The following is a 23,309-nucleotide window of genomic DNA, read 5'->3' on the forward strand; positions in this document are numbered from 1 at the left end:
CCATGCTGCGTCTTGAACGGCTCCTGCGCCCCAAATCGATTGCGGTGATCGGCGGCGGCTCGTTTGCGCCCAACGTCGTCAAGCAATCGCTGAAAATGGGCTTTGCCGGCGACATCTGGCCGGTGCACCCCAAGCGCGACGAGGTGGAGGGCGTAAAGGCTTACGCCTCCGTCGCCGACCTGCCGGGCGCGCCAGATGCGGTGTTCATCGGCGTCAACCGTTTTGTCACCATCGACATCGTGCGCGAGCTTTCCGAGCGCGGCGCAGGGGGCGCGATCTGCTTCGCCGCGGGCTTCCTCGAAGCCGGCGCCGACGATGACGACGGCGAGCGCCTGCAGGCCGAACTGATCGCGGCGGCCGGGTCCATGCCCATCATCGGGCCGAACTGCTACGGCCTGATCAACTATGCCGACGGCGCGCTTCTGTGGCCGGACCAGCATGGCGGCCAGCGGCTGGAGCCCGGCACGCGCGGCGTGGCGATCATCACGCAGTCGTCCAACATCGCCTGCAACATCACCATGCAGCAGCGCGGTTTGCCGATCTCGTTCCTGATGACGGCCGGCAACCAGGCACAGACGGGCCTTTCGGAAATGGCGCTCGGCCTGATCGAGGACGACCGCGTTTCCTGCCTTGGCCTGCACATCGAGGGCTTTGACAAGGTCGCGGGTTTTGAGCGGCTGGCAGCGCGGGCGCGCGAGCTGAACAAGCCGATCGTGGCAATGAAGGTCGGCCGATCCGAACAGGCGCGCGCTGCGACCGTGTCGCATACCGCCTCGCTGGCGGGGTCGGACGCTGCGTCTGACGCCTTCCTCAAGCGGCTCGGCATTGCGCGGGTCAATTCGATCCCGTCCTTCCTCGAGACGCTGAAGGTGCTGCATGCCTTCGGCCCCCTGCCGGGCTACACACTTTCCTCGATGAGCTGCTCGGGCGGCGAAGCTTCCGTGATGGCCGATAGCGCGGAAGGCCGCAAGGTGCGCTTCCCCAAGCTGACTGAGGAGCATTGGTCGCGGGTAAAATCGACGCTCGGCTCCTTCGTGGCGGTGGCCAATCCGCTCGACTATCACACCTTCATCTGGAACAACGAGCCGGCCATGACCGACACGTTTACGGCGATGATGTCGGGTGGGTTCGATCTCAACATGCTGGTGCTCGATTTCCCGCGCGGCGACCGCTGCTCGGATGCCGACTGGTGGCCGACGGTGCGCGCCTTCGAGTCCGCAGTGAAGACAAACAAGGCGCGCGGCGCGATTGTCGCCTCGATGCTGGAAAACGTGACCGAGGCGCACGCCGCCGAGCTGTTCAAGCGCGGTATCGTGCCTCTGCAGGGCATCGTCGAAGCAATGGATGCCGCCGAGGCCGCTGCGTTCATCGGCGAGGCATGGGCCCGTCCGGCAAGCGGTGCCATTGGGTCGAATGTAAATTCGACTGCCGGTTCCGGCCGCCATACGCCCGACGAGACCGAGGCCAAGGCGCTTCTCCGTTCGGCCGGTCTTGCCGTGCCGCAGAGCGCGCGCGCGGCCAGCGTGGCCGAGGCGGTCGCGGCTGCGGAGAGGCTCGGCTTCCCCGTTGCGTTGAAGGCGCTGGGCGTCGCCCACAAGAGCGAGCTCGGCGCGGTGAAACTCAACCTCAAGTCTGCCGAAGAGGTGCGGGCGACCGCCGAGGCTCTACTGCCGCTCGGTACCGGCCTCTATGTCGAGCGCATGGTGGAGGGCGGCGTCGCCGAGCTGATCGTCGGCGTCACGAACGACGCGCTGTTCGGTCCAGTCATGACCGTGGGCACCGGCGGCGTATTGGTCGAACTGCTCAAGGACAGCGCCACGCTGCTTCTGCCGGCATCGCGCGAAGAGGTCGAGGCGGCGCTGAAGAGCCTGCGGCTCTACCCGCTTCTCGACGGCTATCGCGGCCGCGCCAAGGCCGATGTGTCGGCTGCGGTGGACGCGATTCTCGCTATTTCGCGCTTCGTCCAGGAACGCGCGGGCACGATCGAGGAGCTCGACGTGAACCCGCTGATCGTCTGCGGCGAGGGCAAGGGCGCGTGGATCGCCGATGCGCTTCTGGTGACCAACGAAGGCGAAGCGGCAGCCGCCGCTTCCCACGAGAAAAAGGTTGCGGTTGCGGCCGAAGGCTGAGCCGCCAGGGAGGTTTTCAAAATGTCCGATGTCGTAAAGACCCGGCGCGAAGGCGCCATTCTCGAAGTCACGCTCGACCGGCCCAAGGCCAATGCGATCGACCTCGCCACCTCGCGCCTGCTGGGCCTGACCTTCCAGGCCTTCCGCGACGATCCCGAACTGCGGGTTTGCATCGTGAAGACGGCCGGCGAAAAGTTCTTCTCCGCCGGCTGGGACCTCAAGGCCGCCGCAAATGGCGATGCGGTCGATGGCGATTACGGCGTGGGCGGTTTTGCCGGCCTGCAGGAATTGCGGGACATGAACAAGCCGGTCATCGCCTGCGTCAACGGCATGGCGGTGGGCGGCGGCTTCGAGCTCGCGCTGTCCTGCGACCTCATCTACGCCTCCGAACATTCCTCCTTCGCGCTGCCGGAAATCCGTGCCGGCACGCTGGCCGATGCGGCGACCATCAAGTTGCCCAAGCGCATTCCCTATCACATCGCCATGGACCTGCTGCTCACCGGCCGCTGGATGGACGTGGCCGAGGCGCATCGCTGGGGCCTCGTCAACGAGGTGCTGCCGGCCGAGAAGCTGGAAGACCGCGTCTGGGAGATCGCCCGCCTGCTCGCCGGCGGTCCGCCGCTGGTCTTCGCGTCCATCAAGGAAGTGGCCCGCAGGGCCGAGGCGATGGAGTTCCAGGACGCCATGAACTGGATCACCAAGCGCAAGTTCCGCACCGTCGACGAGCTCTACGCCTCCGAAGACAACATGGAGGGTTTTCGCGCGTTTGCCGAAAAGCGCGACCCGGTGTGGAAGGGCAAATAGCATAGCAGTGCAGGAGGACGACCGATGACCGACTACAGCAAGCTGATCGATGCCGAGACCTGGGCTTTCATCGACCGCACCAACAGCTTCTATCCGCCGGACGCGGTCGACCACAGCGTGGAAGAACAGCGGCGCACCTATGACCGGATGTGCCGCGAGTTCCATGCCGGCTATCCGGCAAGCGTGACGGCGATTGATTCCGCCGTCGAGACGCCGGCCCACAAGATCCCGGTCCGCATCTACCGCAATGCGGAGCCGAACGATGCGGCGGTCGTGCTCTATTTCCACGGCGGCGGTTTTATCCTCGGCGGGCTCGACAGCCATGACGACGTCTGCGCCGAAATCTGCGAGCGCACCGGCTACGAGGTTGTGTCGGTCGACTACCGCCTGGTACCGGAGCACACCCATCCCGCCGCCTATGACGACTGCCGCGCCGCCTTCGAATGGGCGGCGAAGACCTATTCGCAGCCCATCGTTCTGTGCGGCGACTCGGCCGGCGGCAATCTTGCGGCGGCCGTGGCGCACACCACGCGCGGCCATGCACGCGCAGCGATCGGCCAGGTGCTGATCTATCCCGGCCTCGGCGGCAAGCTCGGGCAGGGGTCTTATCTCACCCATTCCGACGCCCCGCTGCTGAGCGTTCGCGACATGGACTATTATCGCGACATGCGGGCCGGCGGCCGCGATATTTCGAAGGACGTCACCTTCGCTCCGTTCAACGATGCGGACTATTCCGGCCTGCCGCCGACGGCCGTCATCACCGCCGAATGCGACCCGCTGTCGGACGACGGCCGCGACTATCGCGACCGCATCCAGGCTGCCGGCGGCAAGGCCTGGTGGTTCGACGAGCCGGGTCTCGTACATGGCTATCTGCGCGCCCGCCATTCGGTCGGCCGTGCGCGCAAAAGCTTTACGCGCATCGTGGATGCGGTGCGCGCGCTTGGGAAGGGCGACTGGCCGTATTGAGGGCGCTCTCCCTCCCCTCCAGGGGGAGGGATAGTCGTCGCGCGCTTCATCATCGCCACGCCCGGTTTTCACCGTCTGACCATTTCAAAGAGCGCTCCCGATTGGGAGGTTGGGAAGACGGGCGGTCGTCGGACGCGCTCGTTTAGGTAAATCTTGCGGCCCTTCGACCGCCCGTTCGATGCTCTTGCCCCCGCTCAGTCGCCTCCACATTCGCATGGCCAGCCGCCGCCAAGGCCCGGGCTTGGGGGTTCATCACCCAGTGACGCCACCGTAGCGCCACCAGCCCGGACATCGTCGCCCTCCACGTGCATCCGGTTCATGACCCGTGTTCCCGTGAGGCCGATGCGCAGGATTATGCGTGGGGGCGGGAATGGTGGGGAGAAAAGAAGCGGTGACTTTCCTTTGGTGCGAATGATTTCAATTGCTTGACGCTAGTCGGTCCCGGAATTCATCCACGCGATACGATGCGGCAGGCTCTTTCTGCACCGCAGCGGCAGCTTTGGCCGACCGGCATGGGTCCCCGGAACCTCCGCACTTCGCTGTCGCTCGTGCTCCGGCCCGAGGATGACCGGAGGTGGGCGCGCGGCAAGCCGATCACGGGCGATGCCACTTCGCCCCCGCTCGGGGATGACGGAGATGGGGACCAGCCGAGGCGTGCCCGTACAACTTATCCCAAAAACGGCTTGGCCTTCATCGAATCCGGAATCTCGACACCGAGCCGGCTAAGCACTGTCGGTGCCAGCTGCAACTGATCTAGCAAAGCCCCGCTCTCCGGGCCTTCGCCCCGGCCGAAATAATAGAGCGCAAAATCCTGCTGGTCGTCCTCGCGGCCACCATGGTGGCCGCGGTCGGTTTGGCCGTGGTCGGCGGTGACCATCACTTCGTAGCCGGCTTCAATCCACTTTGGCAGGAAGGCCGCCAGCATGCCGTCCATGGCGTAGCAGGCGTGGTCCATCTCGATGCAGTCGTGGCCGTAGCGGTGACCCATGGAGTCCAGCGTGCAGGTGTGCAGGATGCCGTAGTGGATGCCGTGGCGCTTGGTCAGCATGGTCAGCGTGGCGAAGAGGTCGACATCGCTCGGCGTCATCTGGTTCTTGTGGTTGTAGCCGGTCATGGTGTGGAAGCGGCCATGGGTGATCGGACCGCCCGGCTCGTCATATTCCATGTCTTCGACGAGGTCGAAGGGATAGCGATTGAAGAATTCCGACCAGTAGGAATGCGTCACCGCGCCGGTCTTGCCGCCGGCCTTCGATATTTCCGAGAACAGATCGGGCTGCTCGACGCGGAAGCGATCCTCGTTGGAGCGGATGCCGTGTACCTGCGGCGACACGCCGGTGTGGATCGAGGCATAGCAGCAAGCCGAGGTTGAAGGCAGCACCGAGCGCATTTTCCACACGCGCGCATCGCCCGACTGCACCCAGCCTTCGAGATTGCCGAACAGCCGGCGCCAGTTGCGATAGGGCACGCCGTCAAGAATGATGAGCAACAGCTTGTTCTTCAGCGCCATGGGCCGCTCCAACTTAATAGAAAACCCGAGAACCGGAATCGGTTCTCGGGAAGGATGATACGTAGATTCAAGCGGTTAGGTAGTCTGCCGCGCGTCGGTAATTGACGCGCAATGATGTGGCCGTCCGGGTCAGTTCCCCGCGCTTTCCATGCGGCGCCCCGCGATTGCCTTCTCCAGCCAGCCCACTTCCATCTCCGGGACGGAGGAGAGCAGCAGGTCGGTATAGGCGTCGAACGGCGGTTTCAGCACCTGGCTCTTCGGCCCATAGCGCACGATCTCGCCGCGATACATCACCGCGATGGAGTCCGCGATGGCCTTCACCGTGGCGAGGTCGTGGGTGATGAAGAGATAGGCGACCTGCTCCTCCTTCTGCAGCTCGAGCAGCAGCTGAAGGATGCCGTGCGCCACCAGCGGGTCGAGTGCCGATGTGACCTCGTCGCAGATGATAAGGCTCGGCTTGGCCGCCAGTGCGCGGGCGATGCAGACGCGCTGCTTCTGGCCGCCCGACAGCTCGGCCGGGTAGCGGTCGACAAAGCCCTTGCCCATCTCGATCTTGTCAAGCAGTTCGGCCACGCGCTTGTCGCGCTCGCGCCCACGCAGGCCGAAATAGAACTCCAGCGGCCGGCCGATGATGGTGCCCACGGTCTGGCGCGGGTTCATCGCCACGTCGGCCATCTGGTAGATCATCTGCAGCTGGCGCAGGTCCTCCTTGCTGCGGTCGGCAAGCCGTCCGGGCAGGGTGCGTCCGCCGAAGGTGATGCTGCCTTCGAGCGGCGGCAAAAGGCCGGTGATGGCGCGGCCGAGCGTGGATTTGCCCGAGCCGGATTCGCCCACCACGGCAAGCGTCTGCCCGGCGGGGATCTCGACCGAGACGTTCTTCAGCACCTTGATCGCGCCGCCGCCATAGGCCGCGGTGACGTTTTTCACCGACAGCGCCGCCGCCTTGCCCGGCGCATGCTCCTCATGCGCGATCTCGTGCACCGAGACGAGCTGGCTGGTGTATTCCTGCTTGGGCTGGGTGATGATCTGGCGCGTGTCGCCCCATTCGACCAGCTTGCCATGCCGCAGCACGGCGATCTCGTCGGCGACTTGCGCCACCACGGCGAGGTCGTGGGTGATGTAGAGGGCTGCCACGCCGGTGTCGCGGATCGCCTCCTTGATCGCCGCCAACACGTCGATCTGGGTGGTGACGTCGAGCGCGGTGGTCGGCTCGTCGAAGACGATCAGGTCGGGCTCGGAGCAGAGAGCCATGGCGGTCATGACGCGCTGCAACTGGCCGCCGGAGACCTGGTGCGGGAAGCGCTTGCCGATGTTTTCCGGGTCCGGAAGGCTGAGCTTGCGGAACAGGTTCACCGCGCGCTTCTCGGCCTCGGCGCGGCTGGAGACGCCGTGCTTGAGCGAGGCCTCCACCACCTGCTTCATCAGCCGGTGGGCGGGGTTGAAGGCAGCGGCCGCCGACTGCGCGACATAGCAGACCTCGCGGCCGCGCAGTGCCCTGAGGCCGCCCTTGCCGCCTTTCAGGATGTCGCGGCCGTTGAGGATGACCTCGCCGCCGGTAATGCGGACGCCTCCGCGGCCATAGCCCATGGAGGACAGGCCGATTGTGGACTTGCCGGCACCCGATTCGCCGATGAGGCCGAGCACCTTGCCGCGCTCGAGCGATACCGACACGCCGTCGACGATGACGACGTTGCGCGGCGCTTCGCCGGGCGGATAGACGGTGGCCTCGATCTTGAGGTTGCGAATGTCGAGCAGCTTTTCGGATGCGCCGGTGGTCTGCGATGCGAGCCTATCCATTGCCGCGGCCTCCCTTCAGATCGGTGGTGCGGTTGAGGATCCAGTCGGCCACGAGGTTGACCGAGATGGCCAACACGGCGATTGCGGCGGCGGGGATGAGCGCGGCCGGGATGCCGAACACGATGCCTTCCTTGTTTTCCTTGACCATGCCGCCCCAGTCGGCTTCCGGCGGCTGTACGCCGAGGCCGAGGAAGGAGAGCGCCGATAGGAACAGCACGGCAAAGATGAAGCGCAGGCCGAGCTCGGCCACCAGCGGCGACAGCGCGTTGGGCAGGATCTCGCGGAAGATGATCCAGCCGCGGCCTTCGCCGCGCAGTTTTGCGGCCTCGACATAGTCCATGACGTTGATGTCGACGGCCACCGCGCGCGCCAGGCGGTAGACACGGGTGGAATCGAGCACGCCCATGACCAGGATGAGCGTCGCGATGTTGCCGGGCAGCACCGAGAGCACCACCAGCGCGAAGATGAGCGTGGGGATCGCCATCAGGAGATCGACGCCGCGCGACATGGTCTGGTCGAACCAGCCGCCGATGACCGCGGCGGTGAAGCCGAGGATAGAGCCCATGGTGAAGGACAGAGCCGTGGCGAGCGCTGCGATCAGGATCGTCGTACGCGCGCCGAAGATCATGCGCGAGAGCAGGTCGCGGCCGAGATTGTCTGTGCCCAGCCAGTGCGCGGCCGACATCGGCTCCCACACGTCGCCGACGATCTCGGCATTCGGGAACGGCGCCACCCACGGCGCGAAGATCGCAGCGAAGGCGAACAGGCCGGTGACGATGAGGCCGAGCCAGGCGCTGAGCGGTATGTTTTTCAAGGTCAGCATGAACCCGTCCCCCTTACTTCGGATGCCTGAGGCGCGGATTGGACACGATGGCCGTGATATCGGCGATGATGTTGAGCGCGATGTAGACGGCGGCGAAGATCAGGCCGCAGGCCTGCACCACCGGCACGTCGCGCTTGGCCACATGGTCCACCAGATACTGCCCCATGCCGGGATAGACGAAGATGACCTCGACCACGACAACACCGACGACGAGATAGGCGAGGTTCAGCATAACCACGTTGACGATGGGCGCGATCGCGTTGGGGAAGGCGTGACGCCGGATGATCTCGAAGGGCGAAAGGCCCTTGAGCTCGGCCGTCTCGATATAGGCCGACTGCATGACGTTGAGGATGGCCGCGCGCGTCATGCGCATCATGTGCGCCAGCACCACCAGCGTCAGCGTGGCGGCAGGCAGCGCGATCGCCTTCATGCGGTCGAGGAAGGACATGCCGTCGAACACGGTCGAGACGCTGGGGAACCACTGCATCTGCACCGCCACGAAATAGATCAGCAGGTAGCCGATGAAGAATTCGGGCAGCGAGATCGAGGCCAGCGTGAGGCCGGAGATGAGCTTGTCGACGAAGCCGTTCTTGTGGCGCACGGCGATGAGGCCGAGGATGATGGCCAGCGGCACCGAGACGACTGCAGCCCAGAAGGCCAAGAAAAGCGTGTTCTTCAGCCGTCCGCTCAGCGAGGTCGCAATGTCCTGCCCGTTCGACAGGGCCGTGCCCATGTCGCCATGCAGCATGCCCCAGAGCCAGTGGAAGTAGCGGACATAGGCGGGGTCGTTCAGCCCCAGCTGTTCGCGCAGGTTGGCAAGGGCCTGCGGCGTCGCGGATTGACCAAGGATGGACTGCGCCACGTCGCCCGGAAGGATCTGCGTGCCAACGAAGATCAGGACCGAGACGGCGAGCAGCAGGAGCAGGCCCAGCGCAATGCGCTGGGCCACCAGTTTCAGGAGCGAGGACATCTGTGCGGGGCCGGACTCACGCCTGGACCCAGCACTTCGACAGGGCGTAGCCGCCCATCATCTCCTGGTTGCCGTCCTCGAACCAGCCGCCGACCTTCGGGCCGGTCGCGTCGATGAAGTCGTTGAACATCGGCGTGATCACGCCGCCCTCGTCGCGAACCATCTCGCCCATCGACTTGTAGAGTGCGACGCGCTTGTCCTTGACGAGTTCGGCGCGGGCCTGGAACAGCATCTTGTCGAAGTCTTCGCGGAAGAAGCGGGTGTCGTTCCAGTCGGCCTTCGAATAGTAGGCGGTGGAGTACATCTGGTCCTGCGTCGGGCGGCCGCCCCAGTAGGAAGCCGAGAAGGGCTGCTTGTTCCACACTTCCGACCAGTAGCCGTCACCGGGCTCGCGCTTGACCTCGATGGTGATGCCGGCCTTGGCGGCACTTTGCTGGTAGAGCTGGGCCGCATCGATGGCGCCAGGGAAGGCGACGTCGGAGGTGCGCAGCAGGACCGGGCCATCATGGCCGGACTTCTTGAAGTGGAAGGCGGCCTTTTCCGGGTCGAACACGCGCTGCTCGATTTCGGCAAACAGCGGGTAGGACTTGTTGATCGGCGTGTCGTTGCCGACCGAGCCGTAGCCGTGCAGGATCTTCTGCACCATCTCCTCGCGGTCGAGCGCGTATTTCAGCGCCAGGCGCAGGTCGTTGTTGTCGAACGGTGCGGTGTTGCAGTGGGCGATGAAGACGTAGTGGCCCTTGCCGGCCACGTTCTGGATGGTGACGCCCGGCACGCGCTTGATGAGATCGACGATCTTCGGCTCGACGCGGTTGATCATGTCGACCTGGCCGCCCTGCAGCGCGGAGGTGCGGGCCGTCGCGTCGTTGATGACGATGATCTCGATGGTGTCGGCAAAGCCGCGGTCATCGCGCCAGTAGTTGGCAAACTTTTCGCCGACATGGCGCACGCCCGGCTCGTTGACCGCCACCTTGTAGGGGCCGGTGCCGATGCCTGCGACCGGGTTGTCCTTGCCGCCGTTCGGCTGGATCATCAGGTGATAGTCGTCCAGCAGGTAGGGCAGGTCGGCATTGGCATCCTTGAGCGTGAAGACCACGTTCTGGCCGTCGACCTTGATGGTGTCGATGCCGCCCATGATGCCCAGCGCGCCCGACTTCGAGTTCTCGTCGGAGTGGCGCTCCATGGTGGCGAGGACGTCGTCCGGGGTCATCTCCTTGCCGTTGTGGAACTGCACGCCCTTGCGGATCTTGAAGGTCCAGGTCTTGGCGTCGGCGGAAGCGCCCCATTCCTCGGCCAGGCAAGGCTTCACCTCGCCGTCGGGCGCAAGCTGAACGAGCTGCTCGCCCCACTGGCGGCCGAACTTGTAGGGCACCTGGCTCTGCCAGGAAGCCGGGTCGAGGCTGTTGGTGGATTCACCGCCCTGCATGCCGGCCTTCAGCGTGCCGCCCTTCTGCGGGCCTGCCGCGCGTGCGGCGTTGCCCATGAGGGTGTTAGCGAAGGCGGCGGTGACGCCCAGGGCGGCCGCGCGACCAAGGAAATCGCGGCGGCTGAGCTTTCCGGTGGCGACACGACGGCTCAGGAATTCCAGTTCGTTGGACATATATTGTTCCTCACTCTGGTTAGGTGACTTTAAACAGTCTTGTTTTGCTTGTTGGGCAGATATTGCGCGGAAGATTTCGTCTTCGGCAAGGCGAATTGCGACATTGGGTGGCGTAAATGAAGCGCGGCTGTGGACTAAAGGATGCCGGCACGCCGGCACCCCTTGAAAAGCCCGTATTTGGCGGGTCTCAGGCGGTGAGCCAGCAACGCGCGAGCGCCAGGCCGCCCATCAGTTCGCCCGACGGATAGGGCACATAGCCGCCCACCTTGTCGGACACCGCGTCGATCCAGTCGTTGTACATCGGGATGATCGCGCCGCCTTCATCACGCACCATGAGCGCGATGTCGCGATACATGGCCTTGCGCTTGGCCTCGTCGAGCTCGGCGCGCGCGGCCGCGACCATCTTGTCGAAGTCCTCGCGTTGGAAGCGGGTCTCGTTCCAGTCGGCGGTCGACAGATAGGCGGTGGAGTACTGCTGGTCCTGCGTCGGGCGGCCGACCCAGTAGGAAGCCGAGAACGGCTTCTTGTTCCACACCTCGGCCCAGTAGCCGTCGCCCGGCGCGCGCTGCACGTCGAGCTGGATGCCGGCCTTGGCGCAGCTCTGCTGGAACAGCTGGGCGGCGTCGACAGCGCCCGGAAATGCGACCTCGGAGGTGATGAGCTGGATGGGGCCGCTGTGGCCGGATTTCTTGTAGTGGAAGGCGGCCTTTTCCGGGTCGAACACGCGCTGCTCGATGTCGTCCGAGAACAGCGGGTAGGACTTGTTGACCGGGATGTCGTTGCCGACCGTGCCGTAGCCGCCGACGATCTTGTCGACCATCTCCTGGCGGTCGACCGCATATTTCAGCGCCAGCCGGAGATCGTTGTTGTCGAAGGGCGCGGTGGTGCACTGCATGGCGAACACGTAGTGCGCGCCGCCGGCCACGTTCTGGATGGTGATGCCGGGGATGCGCTTGACCAGGCCGACGATCTTGGGCTCGACCCGGTTCATCATGTGTACCTGGCCGCCGCGAAGCGCTGCCATGCGGGCGGTCGAATCGTTGATGACCACGATCTCGACCTGGTCGGCGAAGCCGCCATTGTCGGCATCCCAGTAGCCTTCGTGGCGGGTGCCGAGCTCGCGCACGCCCGGTTCATGCGAGGCGATCTTGTAGGGGCCCGTGCCGATGCCTGCCTGCGGATTGTCCTTGCCGCCATTGGGCTGGATGATCAGGTGATAGTCCGACATCAGGAAGGGCAGGTCGGCATTGGCCTCCTTCAGCGTGATGACGAAGTCGTTGCCGTCGACCTTCATCTGGTCGATGCCGCGCAGCACGCCGAGCGCGCCCGACTTGGTCTCGGGGCCGGCATGGCGCTCGATGGTCGCCAGCACATCGCTGGCGTCGAGTTCCTTGCCGTTGTGGAAGGTCACGCCCTTGCGGATCTTGAAGGTCCATGTCTTGGCGTCGGCCGACGAGCCGTATTCCTCGGCCAGCCGGTGGACGATTCTGCCGTTCTCGTCGATGTCGATGAGCTTTTCGCCCCAGCAGCGCGCAAACGCGCCGGTGACCTGGTTGTTGATGGCGGCCGGGTCGAGGCCGTCGGTCGACTCACCGCCCTGCAGGCCGGCCTTGAGGGCGCCGCCCTTGACCGGGCCGGCGGCGCGCACGGCGCTGCTCAGAAGTGTATTGGCAAACGCGGCACCAACGCCAAGGGCGGCGGCGCGGCCGAGAAAATCACGGCGGTTGAGCTTGCCGGCGGCAACGCGCCGGCCCAGAAATTCGAGTTCAGCCGACAATGACTTCTCCTCCTTGCATGTCGTCTAGACGGGCGATGCTCCTCCACCGTCCTGTCGGAGATAGTGGAGGGCCGCCTGTCCTGGCGTAAGGCAGATTGCGACATGTCGCGACGCAATTAATGGCGTGTCGCTTTTAGGATATCGAAGTCGGCGATGTCAAATGTGGTCGCGCGGAATTTCCTCCCGGAAATCGCGCGCGAAGACGAGTTCATTTCCGTCGTAAGCCTCAATTCTGGCTTCCAGATAGAAATTTTTGGCGTCTGAGCGCATGTGTGAACGGGTCTCGGTGCGCAGCGAAAATCCATTTCGCGACATGACATCGGTCCAGTGAGTCTCGCCTTGCGCCGACAGCGGATCGTCGGGATGGATGGTCCATTTTTCGCGCACGATGCTGCCGCTGACGAGGCCGTGGTCGAGGTCGCGCACCTCGCCGAAATCGTCCGTGATGGAGAGCGTGACCGTGCCGGTCTTCTCGTCGCGGTCGATGTGGCGTTCCGAACTGGACTCACGCAGCGTTTCGATCGCCCAGGGGGCCGCCGCTTCCGGCTCGGGGAAGCTGGCCTCGTCGCCCTTGGCGAGCGGCCGCACCGGCAGGGACAGCTTTGCCTCGGACAGTTCGAGACGAACCGGCTCGGGCGAGGGCCAGATGGCCGGCCAGTAGGCGGTGGAGATGGCGACGCGCAGACGGTGGCCGGCCGGCAGGCGGTAGGCGCACTGGTCGAGCACGACGCGCGCCTCGACGGTCTCGCCGGGCGTCAGCTTCTCGGGGAACTCGTGGCTGTTGCGGTGGGTGAGGTTGAGCACGCCGTAGGAGATCAGCTCGGACGCGCCGTCAGGATGCACGTCGCACAGGCGCACCGCGATGTTGGCCTGCGGTTTGTCGGAAGCGAAGCGCACCACCACTTCCGGCGCGCCGACGATGTCGGTGGCTTCCGCCTGAGCCGCCTGGTCGAAGCAGACCGAGCGGGCGTCGTCGCCGCGCTGGTCGCCGGGGAGTTCCGGACCATAGGTGAAGGGGAAATATTCGCCGCCGGTGAGGCCGCAATCCTGCGGCGAGGCGACGAGCGCGGGTGCTGCGGTGCTTGCCAGAAGCTCGATCTCGCGGGTTTCGATGCGGGGCGAGGGCCATTGCGATTCGGAGATCCAGCGGCCGGGACGCTCGTCATGCCAGCGGCTGGGGCGCACGCTGTCCATCACCCAGGCGCGGTAGGCCGGATCGTTCTCGGCGCCGTTCTCGACGCCCTTCAGCCAACGGTCCCACCAGCGCAGCGCCACCTGCAGAAAGCCGATGGCCGGCTTCGGGGCGGCGAAATGCGGGTATTTGTGGATCCACGGGCCGACAATGCCCTTCACCGGTGCCGAGACGTTGGAGACGAGGTGCGAGATGGTATTGCGATAGCCGTCGTGCCAGCCGCCGATGGAGAGCACGGCGGCTTTGATGGCCGAATAGTCCTCGCAGACCGAGCCGCGCTTCCAATAGGCGTCGCGGCGCTGGTGGCCGAACCAGGTCCGGGCGAGGAAGGGTTGGCTTTCGAGCCGGTTCAGCCACATCTCGCGCCACTTGTCGCCGACCAGCGCCGGATCGGGCGAGCGCGACGAATAGGAGAGCATGGTCGAGGCCCAGCCGAAATTCTCGTTCAGCAGGCAACCGCCCTTGTAGTGGATGTCGTCGGCGTAGCGGTCGGTCGTGGAGCAGAGCGTGATGATGGCCTTCAGCGCCGGCGGCTGCTTTGCCGCCACCTGCAGCGAGTTGAAGCCGCCCCAGGAAATGCCCATCATGCCGACATTGCCGTTGCACCAGGGCTGCGCCGCCGCCCAGGCGATGACGTCGCAGGCGTCCTGCCATTCCTGCTCGGAATATTCGTCCTCCATCAGCCCGTCGGAATCGCCATTGCCGCGCATGTCGACGCGGATGCAGGCGTAGCCGTGGCCGGCGAGATAAGGATGGGTGAGCGAATCGCGCGCGGTGGTGCCGTCGCGCTTGCGGTAGGGCAGGTGCTCGAGAATCACCGGCACCGGGTTCTGCTCGGCATCCTCCGGCATCCAGACCCGCGCCGACAGCCGGCAACCGTCGGGCATGATGAGCCCCATGTCGGGATGTTCGACGACCTTGCGCGGAAATTCGGTGACGGTTTTCATGAATGCCTCTCCTGCATGCAACCAGTGCATGGTGGAGATAGACGGCGATGTTCATGAGCCAGTCAACGGATTTGGCTGGCCAATTTACGTCAATTCAGCGGAATGTCGTTGTCGGCCTTGCCGGACTGATACGAGCCCGACAGTTCGTCATAGCCCTTTGCTATCCTATCGATGCGCGCTTCCAGCTTCTCGCGCTCGGCTTGCGGCAGTTCGCGCACCAGCCGGCGCAGCGAATGGCTTTTCCAGTAGGCGTTCTCGGCATTGTAGCCGCCGGGATCGAGGGTGAAGACCTCCTTGAGAATCTTCAGGTCGTGCGGGATCGCAAAACTGTCGCGCGAATCCTCGTGGCTGAACAGGTAGTGGAAATTGTCGAAGCCGGTCCAGGTGATGGCCGACAGGCACAGCGAGCAGGGCTCGTGGGTGGAGAGGAAGATGCAGTCCTTGGTGTCGGGGCGGTCGGCCTTTGGCATCTCGTAGAACCGCTTCAGGCAGTGGACCTCGCCATGCCAGAGCGGGTTTTCCAGCTCGTTGTTGGTCTCGGCCAGAACCAGCGACAGGTCGGACTTGCGCAAGATCGCCGCGCCGAACAGCTTGTTGCCATGGGCAACGCCCTCGGCCGTCTTCGGCACGATGTCGTCTTCGATGACGTCGAACAGGCGGTTGATCAGCGCGGCATTGCTCATGCGTCGAACCCTTCCGGAAGTACGATCTCAAAGGGCTCGGGGAAGAAGAATTCCTCGAGATTGACGCCGTCGCCGGCGCGATCGACCACGAGAAAATCCTGCGGCTCGCCGATCGGCGTCAGCACGCCGTGCCAGAGGTTGCGCGGATAGTTCACGCCCTGGCCGGGTCGGGTTATGAAGGCGTGCGGCGTGCCCGGGCCTTCCGCCGTGTCGTGGCAGACGACGACCAGGAACGGACGCGGCGAGAGCGGGACAAAGGCCTGGCTGCCGAAGGGATGGCGCTCGACCATCGTCAGCTTCAGCGGGAAGGCATAGGGCGTTCCCTTGAAGATGTTGAGGATGACGCGGCAGTTCGGCCCCGCCGCCTCGGCGGTGGCGAGCGCGTGGTAGCGCTCGCATTTGCCGGCGTTGATCGGATAGTGATGCGCGCCCTCGGCCTCGATGACCTCGCCGAATTCGGCGAAGTTTTCGCGGGTGAGCGGCTGGGCGACGATCCGGGTCATGGTGCCTCGTTCTTCAGCAATGGCCGATCAGAACCGGTCGAGCTTGGCGTGCCGGTTGACGTCCTTGTAGAGCAGGTAGCGGAAGTCGCCGGGGCCGCCGGAATAGCAGGCCTGCGGGCAGAAGGCGCGCAGCCACATATAGTCGCCGGCCTGCACTTCCACCCAGTCCTGGTTGAGCCGGTAGACGGCCTGGCCTTCCAGCACGTAGAGCCCATGCTCCATCACATGCGTCTCGGGGAAGGGGATGATGCCGCCCGGCTTGAAGGTGACGATGGTCACATGCATGTCGTGGCGCAGGTCGGCCGGGTCGACGAAGCGGGTCGTCGCCCATTTCCCGTCCGTGTCGGGCATCGCGGTCGGGGCGATGTCGTTCTCGTTGGCGAAGATCGGGTCCGGAACGTCGATGCCCTCGACATATTCATAGGCCTTGCGGATCCAGTGGAAGCGCGCGGCGGCGGTGCTGTCGTTGCGCAGGGTCCAGCCGCTTGCGGGCGGCAGGAAGGCATAGCCGCCCGGCGTCAGGCGGTGTGCTGCGCCATCCACGGTCACCGTGATCTCGCCTTCCACGACGAACAGCACGCCCTCGGCGTCCGCGTCGGGCTCAGGCTGGTTGCTGCCGCCGCCCGGCTGCACTTCCATCACATATTGCGAAAAAGTCTCGGCAAAGCCCGAGAGCGGGCGCGCGATGACCCAGCAGCGGGTCTTGTCCCAGAAGGGCAGGTAGCTTGCGACGATGTCGCTGAACTCGCGCCGCGGGATAACCGCATAGGCTTCCGTGAAGACGGCGCGGTCGGTGATGAGGTCCGTCTGCGGCGGCAGACCTCCGGTGGGGGCGTAATAGGTGCGGCCGGCCATTTCTGATTTCCTTTAGAGCGGCAGGATGTCCCTGAGCCTCAACAGCGCGATGCGCTCAACCTGGGCGCAGGCGGTGTTGAACTCGGTTTCGCGGTCGTTGTCGACGCGCGTCTGGAAGGCGGCAAGGATCTCGTCCTTGGTGCGGCCCTTGACGGCAATGATGAAGGGGAAGCCGAACTTTTCGACATAGGCGCTGTTCAGTCGCGTGAACGTCTCGCGCTCGGCGTCGGTCAGCGCGTCGAGACCGGCGGAGGCTTGTTCCTTGGTCGATTCCGCCGTCAGGCGCTTGGCTTGCGCCAGCTTGCCGGCAAGGTCGGGGTGGGCCGTCAGCACGCCGAGGCGCTCGGCCTCGGTGGCAGAGCGGAAGGCGCGGCTGAGCGCGTTGTGCAGGCCGCCGGCGCTGTCATGCGCGGCACCCAGCTCCAGCCGGAAGGCGCGCTCGGCGATCCAGGGCGAATGCTCGAAGATGCCGCCGAACTTTTCGACGAATTCCTTCTCGCTCATGCGCGAGGGGCGCAGCGCGGCCGGCTTGTAGGGGTGGTGCTCGCGCCAGTGGTTGGCGATGTCGATGCGGCGCGGCAGCCACACCTTGTCGTGGCTCTTCACATAGTCGATGAAGCGCTGCAGAGCGGCGGCGCGGCCCGGCCGGCCGATCAGGCGGCAGTGCAGGCCGATGCTCATCATGCCGCCGCGTCCGGCCTTGCCCTCGGCATAGAGCGTGTCGAAGGCGTCCTTCAGATAGGCGAAGAACTGATCGCCCGAATTAAAACCCTGTGCGGTGGCAAAGCGCATGTCGTTGGCGTCGAGCGTGTAGGGGATGACGAGCTGCGGCGGAATGGCATTGCCATGGCCGTCATGGTCGAGCCAGTAGGGCAGATCGTCGTCATAAGTGTCGGAAATCCAGGTGAAGCCGCCTTCGGCAGCGGCGATGCGCACCGAATAGACAGAAGTGCGGCCGAGATAGAGCCCGGCCGGCCGTTCGCCCACGACTTCCTTGTGCAGGCGGATCGCCTCGATGAGGTCGGCGCGTTCCACCTCTTCCTCATGGTCGCGATAGTCGATCCAGCGCAGGCCGTGCGAGGCGATTTCCCAGTTCGCTTCCTGCATGGCCGCGACCTGGTCGGGCGAGCGGGCGAGCGCGGAGGCGACGCCATAGACGGTGACCGGCACATCGGCTTCGGTGAACATGCGGTGCAGCCGCCAGAAGCCGGCGCGGGCGCCGTATTCGTAGATCGACTCCATATTCCAATGGCGCTTGCCCGGCCAGGGTGCTGCGCCCACGACCTCGGACAGGAAGGCTTCGGAGGCCGCATCGCCGTGCAGGATGCAGTTTTCGCCGCCTTCCTCGTAGTTGACCACGAATTGCACCGCGACATGGGCTCCGCCTGGCCATTTCGGGTCCGGCGGATTGGCGCCATAGCCACGCATGTCTCTTACGTAACGCATGTTCTTTACCCCTGGTCGCGGTGACCTTATATTCTCACAATATCAAAGGGGTGCATGGATATTCCCCCTAAAAAAATTGAAAGTCTTTTTGTGGCGTTCCACTTCACGCCGAGTTTTGCATCGCCTTTAATTGACACACAACAGATCATGCGCGTTCGTATGTATCGAAGGTAGGGAGGCCATATGTCGACAGCTCAAGGCGGGCGCCTTACAACCCATGTTCTCGATACGGCCACGGGCCGTCCTGCAGACGGCCTCAGGCTGTCGCTCTATCGCCTCGACGGCGAGACCAGGATACTGATCAAGACGGTGAACACCAACCTGGACGGCCGCTGCGACGCGCCGCTCATGGAAGGCGACAGTTTCCGTCTCGGCGAATTTGAGATCGTGTTCGAAGCCGGAGACTACATGCGCACGCATGGCGCCAGCCTGACCGATCCTGCCTTCCTGGACAAAGTGCCGGTGCGCTTCGGTATCGCGGAGCACAAGCACTACCATGTGCCGCTCTTACTTTCGCCCTACGGTTATTCGACCTATCGGGGAAGCTGATGGCCCGGCACGCCGCCGCACAGCATCGAACCAGCGCCGTCCGTATGGAAAGATAACAGCATGTCGTCCGCCTCGATCCGCAACGAAATCCGCTTCCTGCTCAACGGCCGGGAGGCGACCGTGCGCGACGTGGCGCCCGACGCGACGCTGCTCGACTGGCTGCGGCTCGACCGCTCCATGCGCGGCACCAAGGAAGGCTGCGCCGAGGGCGACTGCGGTGCCTGCACGGTGCTGGTGGGCAAGCTAACGGCGGGCGGGCTCGTTTACGAAAGCGTCAATGCCTGCATCCGCTTCCTCGGCTCGCTCGACGGCACCCATGTGGTGACCATCGAACATGTGCAGCCTGTCGGCGGTGATCTGCACCCGGTGCAGAAGGCGATGATCGACTTCCACGGCTCGCAATGCGGCTTCTGCACGCCGGGCTTCGTCATGTCGCTCTACGGCCTCTGGATGAAGGACGCCAAGCCGTCCGACGCCACGATCGAGAAGGCGCTGCAGGGCAATCTCTGCCGCTGCACCGGCTATGAGGCGATCATGCGCGCGGCGCGCGCGATCTCGGACTACGGCAAGGCGGCGAGCGACCCCCTAGCCGTCGAGCGCGCGGCTGTGATCGAAAAGCTCACCAAGTTGCGCGACGGCGCGCGTGTCGAGGTCGGGTCGGGCAAGGCGCGCCTGGTCGTGCCGGCCGATGTCGACGATTTTGCCGCCGTGCTCGAAGCCGAGCCCAAGGCGACCATCGTCGCCGGGTCGACCGACGTCGGCCTGTGGGTGACGAAGCATATGCGCGATATCTCGCCGGTGGTCTTCATCGGCCATCTGGAAGGGCTGCGCGGCATTTCGGAGAAGGATGGCGTCATCACCATCGGCGCGGGCGTCACCTACACCGAGGCCTTCGACCTGCTCAGCCAGCGCATTCCAGCGCTGGGCGAACTGATCAATCGCATCGGCGGCGAGCAGGTGCGCAACATGGGCACCATCGGCGGCAACATCGCCAATGGCTCGCCCATCGGCGACACGCCGCCGCCCTTCATCGCGCTGGGCGCGACCTTGACCCTGCGCAAGGGCGAGGCTCGCCGCACCATCCCGCTGGAAGAGTTCTTTATCGCCTATGGCAAGCAGGACCGCCAGCCGGGCGAGTTCGTCGAGGCGGTGCATGTGCCGGTGCCGGCAAAGGACAGCCACTTTGCCGTCTACAAGATTTCCAAGCGCCGCGACGAGGACATCACCGCAGCACTTGGCGCATTCCATCTGACGCTTGCCGCCGACGGTACGGTTGCCCAGATCTGCATCGCCTATGGCGGCATGGCGGCGACGCCCAAGCGCGCCGCGGCCGTGGAGGCCGTACTGACCGGCAAGCCTTGGACGGAAGTCACCGTGGAAGCGGCGCTGGAGGCCTATGCGCAGGACTTCACCCCGCTGACGGACATGCGCGCCAGCGCGGAATATCGCATGCTGGCGGCGAGCAACCTGCTGCGCCGCTTCTTCGCCGAAACCCAGGGCGGCAGCGAGCCGATCCAGGTTTCGCGGCATCAGGCAGCGTGAGGAGACGGTGATGAACAAGCATTCCGACCTCAAGGCCGCCCGGATCGTCGGTGGCGTACATTCCGACCAGCGCCATGACTCCGCGCACAAGCATGTGGCCGGTACTGCCGTCTATATCGACGACATGCCCGAGCCGGCCGGCACGCTGCATGCCGGCCTCGGCCTGTCGACCGTTGCGCACGGCTTGCTTAAAAGCGTCGACCTGTCAGCGGTGCGCGCCGCGCCCGGCGTGGTCGATGTGCTGACCTATGAAGACGTGCCGGGCGAGAACGACATTTCGCCGAGCGGCATGCATGACGACCCGGTGCTGGCCGAAGGCAAGGTGCAGTTCCACGGCCAGCCGATTTTCTGCGTGATCGCCGAGACGCGCGAGCAGGCCCGCCGGGCGGCGCGTCTGGCCAAGATCGAATATGAAGAGCTTGACCCAATCGTCCACATCTGGGGCCTCGATCCTGAGAAGGACAAGCAGGTGACCACGCCGCTGACGCTGAAGCGAGGCGATGCCGCCGCTGCGATCGCGGCCTCGCCGCGCCGCGTCAAGGGCAGCATGAAGCTCGGCGGCCAGGACCATTTCTATCTCGAAGGCCAGGTTGCGTTGGCGGTTCCGGGCGAGGACGACGAGATCCTCGTCTACAGCTCGACCCAGGGGCCGAGCGAAACGCAGCACATGGTGGCGCACGCGCTGGGCGTGCCGAGCCATGCCGTGACCATAGAGGTGCGCCGCATGGGCGGCGGCTTCGGCGGCAAGGAAACCCAGGCCAACCAGTGCGCGGCCATTGCGGCAATCGCTGCCAAGAAGTTCAAGCGGGCGGTGAAGATCCGGCTCGACCGCGACGAGGACATGACCGCCACCGGCAAGCGGCACGACTTCGACATCGACTACGAGGTCGGCTTCGACGAAGAAGGCCACATCCTCGGCGTCGACTACATGTTCGCGCTCAATGCCGGTTTCTCGGCCGACCTGTCGGGCCCGGTGGGCGACCGCGCGCTGTTCCACTGCGACAACGCCTATTTCTATCCGGCCGTGCATGCCAAGTCGGCGCCGCTGTACACCAACACCGTCTCGAACACCGCCTTCCGCGGCTTCGGCGGCCCGCAGGGCATGGTCGGTTGCGAGCGCGTCATCGAGGAGGTGGCCTTTGCCGTGGGCAAGGACCCGCTCGAAATCCGCAAGCTGAATTTCTACGACGCGATGGGCGTTGCCGGCGAGCGCAACGTCACGCCCTATCACCAGAAGGTCGAGGACTGCATCATCCAGCGCATCGTGGCGGAGCTGGAAGAGAGCGCCGACTATGCCGGTCGCCGCCGCGCCATCGCCGAGTTCAACGCCAAGAGCCGCTTCATCAAGCGCGGCATCGCGCTGACGCCGGTGAAATTCGGCATTTCCTTCACCAAGACCGAGTCCAACCAGGCCGGCGCGCTGGTGCATGTCTATGCCGACGGCTCGGTGCACATGAACCACGGCGGCACCGAGATGGGGCAGGGCCTGCACCTCAAGGTGGCGCAAGTGGTGGCCGAGGAATTCCAGATCGATCTCGACCGGGTGAAGATCACCGCCACGACCACCGCCAAGGTGCCGAACACCTCGCCGACGGCCGCCTCTTCCGGCGCCGACCTAAACGGCATGGCCGCGCAGAACGCGGCGCGGCAGATCCGCAAGCGGCTGACCGATTTTGCGGCCGAGCGCTATCAGGTTCCGGCCGACCAGGTGGTGTTCCTGCCGAACCGGGTGCGCGTCGGCAACCAGGAGATTAGCTTCAACGATCTGGTCAAGCAGGCCTATGTCGGGCGCGTCCAGCTGTCGGCCGCCGGCTTCTACAAGACGCCGAAGATCCACTGGGACCGAGCCAAGGGCCGCGGCCACGCCTTCTACTACTACGCTTATGGTGCGGCCTGCTCGGAAGTGTCGATCGACACGCTGACCGGCGAATATGTGGTCGAGCGCACCGACATCCTGCACGACGTCGGCCGCTCGCTGAACCAGGCCATCGACATCGGCCAGGTGGAGGGCGGCTTCGTCCAGGGCATGGGCTGGCTGACCACCGAGGAGCTGGTGTGGGACGACAAGGGCCGCCTGCGCACGCATGCGCCCTCGACCTACAAGATTCCGCTCGCTTCCGACCGGCCGAAGGTCTTCAATGTGGCATTGACCGATTGGTCGGAGGCCTATGAGCCGACGATCCATCGCTCAAAGGCTGTGGGCGAACCGCCGCTGCCGCTCGGCATCTCGGTGCTGCAGGCCTTGTCTGATGCGGTGGCGAGCGTCGCCGACCACAAGATCTGCCCGCGGCTCGACGCGCCTGCGACGCCCGAGCGCGTACTCATGGCAATCGAACGATTAAGGGCTGAAACGGCGGACAAGTGACACGCAACATTGAGCGTCTCCGCTCTTTCCTCGATCACGCGCCGGAAGCGGCGCTCGTCGAGGTGACGGAGGCAAAAGGCTCGACGCCCCGCGAGACCGGGGCACAGATGCTGGTTTCGCCGCAGGCCATCTTCGGCACGATCGGCGGCGGTCACCTCGAATTCATGGCAATCGACCGGGCGCGGCAGATGCTGGCGGCGCCCCGTGATGTTGGTGCCGCGCATGTCGAGCTCGACATTCCGCTGGGGCCCGAAATCGGCCAGTGCTGCGGCGGCCGCGTCGGCCTGTCGATCAGGCCCGTGGACGCGGCGCTGCGCAACGAACTGATCGCGCAGGCGCGCGCCGAGGATGCTGCAAGCCCGCATATCTATGTCTTCGGCGGCGGCCATGTCGGCCATGCCCTGGCATCGGCCTTCGCGCTTCTGCCAGTGCACGCGACGGTGGTCGACACCCGCCCCGATGCGCTCGACGGCATGCCCGACGCGGTCGAGACGCGACTGACGCCGGTGCCCGAAGAGATGGTGCGCGAGGCGCCCGCCGACTCCGCCTTCGTGGTGCTGACGCACGACCATGCGCTCGACTTTCTGATCGTCGCCGAGGCGCTGAAGCGCGACGATGCGGCCTATGTCGGCATGATCGGTTCGAAGACCAAGAAGGCCACCTTCAAGAGCTGGTTCCTCAAGACGGCTGGCGGCACTGAAGAGGTTTTTGCCCGGCTCGTCTCGCCGATCGGCGGCGATGCGGTGAAGGACAAGCGCCCGGCCGTGATCGCAGCACTTGCGGCAGCCGAGATCATGACGGCGCTGGTCGGCACCAATGGAGGGACGGCAGCCCAAAGCAGGCGTCCGCTGTAA

18 protein-coding genes are annotated in these 23,309 nt (G+C 65.1%); 7 read left to right on the forward strand and 11 right to left on the reverse strand.

What is annotated here, in order from left to right:
- The first annotated feature begins 2 nt into the window (after window positions 1–2).
- Genes ABLE85_RS09935 through ABLE85_RS09945 form a run of 3 tightly spaced genes read left to right on the forward strand, consistent with a single transcriptional unit; the run spans window position 3 to window position 3,899 of the window.
- Window positions 3–2,129 (forward strand): acetate--CoA ligase family protein, encoded by a 2,127-nt coding sequence (locus tag ABLE85_RS09935; protein ID WP_348792563.1) that lies wholly within the window; start codon window positions 3–5, stop codon window positions 2,127–2,129.
- A gap of 21 nt (window positions 2,130–2,150) precedes the next feature.
- Entirely contained in the window at window positions 2,151–2,933 is a 783-nt protein-coding gene (locus ABLE85_RS09940; protein ID WP_348792564.1) for a carnitinyl-CoA dehydratase, read from the forward strand.
- A 24-nt stretch (window positions 2,934–2,957) separates the two neighbouring features.
- Window positions 2,958–3,899 (forward strand): alpha/beta hydrolase, encoded by a 942-nt coding sequence (locus ABLE85_RS09945; protein WP_348792565.1) that lies wholly within the window; start codon window positions 2,958–2,960, stop codon window positions 3,897–3,899.
- A gap of 667 nt (window positions 3,900–4,566) precedes the next feature.
- Here ABLE85_RS09945 and ABLE85_RS09950 read toward each other — a convergent pair.
- The 11 genes from ABLE85_RS09950 to puuE form a co-directional block, all read right to left on the reverse strand.
- Entirely contained in the window at window positions 4,567–5,406 is an 840-nt protein-coding gene (locus ABLE85_RS09950; RefSeq protein ID WP_348792566.1) for an alkaline phosphatase family protein, read from the reverse strand.
- A gap of 129 nt (window positions 5,407–5,535) precedes the next feature.
- The gene (locus ABLE85_RS09955) at window positions 5,536–7,203 is read right to left on the reverse strand and encodes an ABC transporter ATP-binding protein (RefSeq protein ID WP_348792567.1); all 1,668 of its coding nucleotides are present in this window, start codon (window positions 7,201–7,203) and stop codon (window positions 5,536–5,538) included.
- Window positions 7,196–8,026 carry an ABC transporter permease gene (locus ABLE85_RS09960; RefSeq protein WP_348792568.1) on the reverse strand — a complete coding sequence of 277 codons (831 nt, stop codon included), beginning with the start codon at window positions 8,024–8,026 and terminating at the stop codon, window positions 7,196–7,198. Before ABLE85_RS09960 ends, ABLE85_RS09955 begins: the two co-directional genes overlap by 8 nt.
- A gap of 13 nt (window positions 8,027–8,039) precedes the next feature.
- Window positions 8,040–8,996 (reverse strand): ABC transporter permease, encoded by a 957-nt coding sequence (locus tag ABLE85_RS09965; protein ID WP_348792569.1) that lies wholly within the window; start codon window positions 8,994–8,996, stop codon window positions 8,040–8,042.
- 16 nt (window positions 8,997–9,012) lie between these two features.
- Complete coding sequence (locus ABLE85_RS09970) at window positions 9,013–10,596, reverse strand: ABC transporter substrate-binding protein (RefSeq protein WP_348792570.1); 1,584 nt, start codon at window positions 10,594–10,596, stop codon at window positions 9,013–9,015.
- Between the two features lie 187 nt (window positions 10,597–10,783).
- Entirely contained in the window at window positions 10,784–12,373 is a 1,590-nt protein-coding gene (locus ABLE85_RS09975; protein ID WP_348792571.1) for an ABC transporter substrate-binding protein, read from the reverse strand.
- A 156-nt stretch (window positions 12,374–12,529) separates the two neighbouring features.
- Entirely contained in the window at window positions 12,530–14,512 is a 1,983-nt protein-coding gene (locus ABLE85_RS09980) for a CocE/NonD family hydrolase (protein ID WP_348792572.1), read from the reverse strand.
- Between the two features lie 89 nt (window positions 14,513–14,601).
- The gene (locus tag ABLE85_RS09985; RefSeq protein WP_348792573.1) at window positions 14,602–15,195 is read right to left on the reverse strand and encodes a nucleoside deaminase; all 594 of its coding nucleotides are present in this window, start codon (window positions 15,193–15,195) and stop codon (window positions 14,602–14,604) included.
- A complete protein-coding gene (locus tag ABLE85_RS09990) occupies window positions 15,192–15,698 on the reverse strand; it encodes an ureidoglycolate lyase (protein WP_348792574.1) in 507 nt (168 codons plus the stop codon). Before ABLE85_RS09990 ends, ABLE85_RS09985 begins: the two co-directional genes overlap by 4 nt.
- 27 nt (window positions 15,699–15,725) lie before the next feature.
- Window positions 15,726–16,553, reverse strand: a complete 828-nt coding sequence (locus ABLE85_RS09995; protein WP_348792575.1) for a bifunctional allantoicase/(S)-ureidoglycine aminohydrolase — start codon at window positions 16,551–16,553, stop codon at window positions 15,726–15,728.
- A 12-nt stretch (window positions 16,554–16,565) separates the two neighbouring features.
- The gene (gene puuE / locus ABLE85_RS10000) at window positions 16,566–17,999 is read right to left on the reverse strand and encodes an allantoinase PuuE (protein WP_348792576.1); all 1,434 of its coding nucleotides are present in this window, start codon (window positions 17,997–17,999) and stop codon (window positions 16,566–16,568) included.
- Between the two features lie 183 nt (window positions 18,000–18,182).
- Between puuE and uraH the strand changes: the two genes are divergently transcribed.
- From uraH to xdhC, 4 genes are read left to right on the forward strand one after another with little or no spacing between them, the layout of a single operon-like run.
- Window positions 18,183–18,548, forward strand: a complete 366-nt coding sequence (gene uraH / locus ABLE85_RS10005) for a hydroxyisourate hydrolase (RefSeq protein ID WP_348792577.1) — start codon at window positions 18,183–18,185, stop codon at window positions 18,546–18,548.
- A gap of 60 nt (window positions 18,549–18,608) precedes the next feature.
- Window positions 18,609–20,090, forward strand: coding sequence for a xanthine dehydrogenase small subunit (xdhA, locus tag ABLE85_RS10010; RefSeq protein WP_348792578.1), 1,482 nt, complete (start codon window positions 18,609–18,611; stop codon window positions 20,088–20,090).
- 10 nt (window positions 20,091–20,100) lie between these two features.
- Window positions 20,101–22,455: a xanthine dehydrogenase molybdopterin binding subunit gene (gene xdhB / locus ABLE85_RS10015; protein ID WP_348792579.1), complete on the forward strand. Its 2,355-nt coding sequence runs from the start codon at window positions 20,101–20,103 to the stop codon at window positions 22,453–22,455.
- The gene (xdhC, locus tag ABLE85_RS10020) at window positions 22,452–23,309 is read left to right on the forward strand and encodes a xanthine dehydrogenase accessory protein XdhC (protein WP_348792580.1); all 858 of its coding nucleotides are present in this window, start codon (window positions 22,452–22,454) and stop codon (window positions 23,307–23,309) included. The genes xdhB and xdhC overlap by 4 nt, the downstream gene beginning before the upstream one ends.

This window comes from Mesorhizobium sp. KR1-2, from assembly GCF_040045035.1.
GTDB lineage: Bacteria > Pseudomonadota > Alphaproteobacteria > Rhizobiales > Rhizobiaceae > Pseudaminobacter.